Below are 4,104 nucleotides of genomic sequence, written 5' to 3'. Positions count from 1 at the left end.
TGCGGGCGATTAAAATAATTTGCGGGCGTTCCGCTGTAAATCGCAAAAAAAGAAGGAAAAGTGATCACTTTTCCTTCTCCTTCAGACTATATTTCCAAGCCTTACTTTCTCCCGATGTGTCCAAATCAAATTGAGCTAATAATCTCTTAGCAACCGAACTTGAACTCACACCACTCCACTCACGAAACGCCTGATTCGTGATGTGGCTGTCAACGAGTGAAAAGTATTCACGCAGCGCAAACCTATGCGCTTGCCGGTCCCGGTGCCTGCAGCGGGGACATTGCCAGCTCTTTTTTATTCGTATCATTCCGTACACTCGGCACTCCGGGCATTGAACGCCGTTTCGGACATCTCTCACTTCAGTATAATACTTGCCGCATATGGGGGTTCTGGGATAGGGGACATGGGCGGCAATAATCTGCTTTTTTACCTTCAGCAGTTTTGGCGGGTCGGCTACGAGGGGGAAAGCCTTCAGGATTTGAAATAAATATTCAGGCATCTGGTAGACTTTGCAGATGTGTTTGCTTTTTGGCCTGACAATAAATTCGCAGTTCTTGGGTGTAAAAACGATAAGTACGCTGACCCGCAGTTCAATCTTTTTCAATTTGAACCAGTCATTCAGAAAGCGGATATTCTTATTCAGCTGGATGCGGGGATCATCAAAGACTTTTTTCACGTCGCTGTCGTTGAAACGATAGAATTCGCCTGTCTTTTCATCAAAGTGAAGTTTGCCGCTGATGTTCTTTGAATCGATGATGATGGCGCCTCGCCCGGTCAGCACAATGCCGTCAAATTGTGTTTTCCAGGAACCGATTGCCAGACCGATATCCCACAGCACGTGAAACTCTTCTTTCGGCTGAAATTCCGTGAAGCGTTTCCGCATGCGGTCTTCTCCGCGAATTCCGGCAGCAATCCGGTGCAGCTCGCCTTCAAGATAATTTCGCTGTGAATGAACTGCCGGCAACCGACCAATTAAAGATCCGAGCGCTTCTTCCACAGACAAAGGCTCCATTTTTTCTTTCTTCATGTAACACCTCATTTCCGTAGATTAAATGAAGTATAGCATTCCTGAAATTGGAAAAATACATATCCGAAAAATATATTTCAGAGCGCAGAATGCCCTGCATTTCGCCTCGGCGAAATGCGATCAGACCCAAAAACCAACTAACATGCACATCTTTTCCAACCCAACGCCAAACCCTTGACGCAACAGCATTTATGGATTACACTTCTATCTTGGCTCACCTGAATTTATTCAGAAAGAGCGGGTAGGGAGAGGGCTAATTTAATAGAAGGTTATTCATATGTATAATTTGATGGACCGTTTTTTCGGTCTTAAAGAAAATGGCACATCGGTGAAGCGGGAGATACTGGCGGGGCTGATCGGCTTCTTTACAGTGGTGTACATCATTGCCGTCAATTCGCTGATCCTTTCGGAATCCGGCATGCCGATCGAAGCGGCGATCATCGCGACAATTGCGGCTTCAGTTTTCGGTGCGCTTGTCATGGGCTTTTGGGCCAATGTTCCGATTCTGCTGATTCCGGGCATGGGTATCAACGCACTGTTCTCATATACAATGGTTCAGTCGATGGGCCTCACGTGGCAGGAAGCGCTGGCGGTTGTTTTCGTTTCCGGTGTGATCTTCATGGCGGTTGCCTTTACGCGTTTTGCAAAACTGCTGAACGCCGCGGTGCCGCATTCGCTGAAGGAAGCGATCACGGTGGGACTGGGTTTATTCCTGATGCTGTTGGGCCTTGAAAAAGGCGGAATCGTCACGAACGGCACAGGTTCAATCCTGGCACTCGGCTCGGTTTCTGATCCGCTGGTGCTTTCGACGGCATTGACGCTCATCATCGCAATTATCCTGTTTATCCGCAACGTACCAGGGAATTTCCTCATCACGATTGCGGCTGGGACGCTTATCGCTTTCTTCTTCGGTATGATCGATTTCAGCGTGCTGAACGAACCGGCGATGAGCGCTTCGGAAGCGTTTGCCGGATTCGGCGCCTTGAGTTTCTCCAGTTTCCTGACGATGGGATTCTGGGTGGCGGTATTCTCGCTGACGATGGTGCTGGTGTTTGAAAACATTGGCCTTGTCCACGGACAGGTCAACTTCATCGACCGTCCCGAGAAATACAGCCGCGCATTCCAGGCGACGTCGATCAGTTCGATGGCTTCCGGCGTTTTCGGCACCAGCCCGACAGTCGCCAGTGTCGAGACGCTTGCGGGTATGGCCGCTGGCGGACGTACAGGGTTAACGGCGCTTACGACGGGTCTCCTGTTTGTCGGCGCAGCATTTTTTATTCCTGTCATCAAACTGATTCCGGACAGCGCTATCGCGCCGATCCTGATCATCATTGGCGGGCTGATGCTGCAAAATATCAAGAACCTCGACATGAAAGACATGAGCGAGAGCTTCCCGGCATTTTTGATCATCGTCCTCATTCCGTTTACGTACAGCATCGCTGACGGCATCGCCATCGGCTTTATCGCGTATCCGTTATTGAAGCTCGGTCTCGGCAAATGGCGCGAAGTCTCGCCCACGCTCTTCATCATCGCAGCGCTGTTCCTGGCGAATTACGTTTTCCAGGTCATCGGCTGAGGAAATAAAAGCAGAAACGCACTTGCATCCATTGAGGCAAGTGCGTTTTTTCATAACAAGATGCGTGGTACAATAAAGAGAAACTTCATTCAGTGGGAATTTCCCGCTGAATGGCAGTTGATCCAATTGGATTTTTATGGTCAGTTGTTCTCCCACTCGGAGAGCTGGGAGTTCTACTGACCGTTAATACGGGATAAAACCAGCAGCAACGGAAAGGAGCGGCCGCTTCATGAAATACACGAAAACGAAAATGGAACGTCTCGTCAGTGAAAATCCTGAGCTGAAAAAGCGCCTGAAAACGCTTATGAAGGACATGGATCTGGAAAAGAATTTCGCCTTGAAAGCACTTTACCACTCAGAAGTGACAGACAACGGACCTTATCAGTCCGCATACCAGGACCTCGACTTGCTCTAAGGGAGCAGGTCTTTTTTTATTCCCAAACAAAAACCCCTTCCAGACGAATCTGAAAAGGGTTCGGTTATCTGAAGCTCGGCTGCGCATCCAGCCAGAGTTGCCAGTCTTCATATGTGATGCCGATATAATGTTTATTCGCGGTGTCTTCTACAGACCCGAGGCCGCGTCCGCCGATGACAAATTGCAGATCGGGCTTGGCGGCAGCCAATGTTTCGACATATTGTTCGACAGTCGGCAGCAGCCGTTCGTGGCCGATGGACATGCACGCCAGTTTAAAATCCTGCTTTTGGACCAGTTCGTCCAATCCTTCAAGCGGGGTATCCGGCCCGATATACGCCACCGGGTAGCCATTTTCCCGCAGGAATAACGTAAACAGCAGGAGGCCGAGCTGATGATGCTCGCCGCTCGGGCAGAACGCAAGTGTTTTCGGCAAATTATCCGATGTCGGGAAAACGCGGAAAAACTGGGTGAAGCGCTGCAGCACCATATGGCTCAGCATATGTTCATGCGCCACAGTGATCGTGCCGTTTTCCCATTCTTCGCCGATGCGTACCATCAACGGCGCGAGTATCGAGAAGAAAACGGTGCGGTAATGGAACATTGAAAAATTCAAATCCAATAAATACTGGAAACGTTCGCTGTCCATTTCGGCGCCGGCGTTGTAAAGTTCATCAATCTGTTTTTCATATTGACTGGTGCCGTCAGGATGAGGGGTAAATTCAGTGGCAGGCTTCACAAACTTTTTACGGGAGGCGTGCAATTGCTTCACTGCTTCGCTGATTTTGATGCCGTTCTCCTGCACCTGGATTTTCAGCCACTTCAAATCCTCCAGGTTCTGATCAGAATACAGGCGATGGCCTGATTCTGTCCGGGCTGGAGTTATCGCGTTATACCGTGTTTCCCATGAACGGATCGTCACCTTTGGCATATCGAGAATCTTTGCGGCGGCTTTTATATTGTACATGGCATAACCCACATTTCTATAAGTTAATTGTATAATTATTATACAAGTACATATACATGCCGTAAAGCTTAAGGCTTTGCGGGCAAATACAAAAAACAGGAAGAGCCGCGGCTCTTCCTGTT

The 4,104-nt window shown here is 49.0% G+C and carries 4 protein-coding genes; 2 read left to right on the top strand and 2 right to left on the bottom strand.

Annotated elements, in window-relative coordinates:
* Positions 1-64: 64 nt before the first annotated feature.
* On the bottom strand, positions 65-1,027 hold the full coding sequence (locus KW93_RS11060) for a nuclease-related domain-containing protein (RefSeq protein ID WP_033543078.1): 963 nt from the start codon (positions 1,025-1,027) through the stop codon (positions 65-67).
* A gap of 277 nt (positions 1,028-1,304) precedes the next feature.
* On the opposite strand from KW93_RS11060, the gene KW93_RS11055 reads away from it, so the two are divergent.
* Both KW93_RS11055 and KW93_RS11050 read left to right on the top strand, forming a co-directional pair.
* Positions 1,305-2,603, top strand: coding sequence for an NCS2 family permease (locus tag KW93_RS11055; protein WP_033543077.1), 1,299 nt, complete (start codon positions 1,305-1,307; stop codon positions 2,601-2,603).
* 229 nt (positions 2,604-2,832) lie between these two features.
* A complete protein-coding gene (locus KW93_RS11050; RefSeq protein WP_033543076.1) occupies positions 2,833-3,018 on the top strand; it encodes a hypothetical protein in 186 nt (61 codons plus the stop codon).
* Positions 3,019-3,082: 64 nt separating this feature from the next.
* Here the strand turns inward: KW93_RS11050 and KW93_RS11045 are convergent, their stop codons facing one another.
* The gene (locus KW93_RS11045) at positions 3,083-3,982 is read right to left on the bottom strand and encodes a MerR family transcriptional regulator (RefSeq protein ID WP_033543075.1); all 900 of its coding nucleotides are present in this window, start codon (positions 3,980-3,982) and stop codon (positions 3,083-3,085) included.
* Positions 3,983-4,104 lie beyond the last annotated feature (122 nt).

Origin of the sequence: Planococcus sp. CAU13 (assembly GCF_000775575.1) — a bacterium.
GTDB lineage: Bacteria > Bacillota > Bacilli > Bacillales_A > Planococcaceae > Planococcus.
The sequence above is the reverse complement of the archived record's forward strand: the minus strand, read 5'-3'. Positions and strand labels throughout refer to the sequence as shown.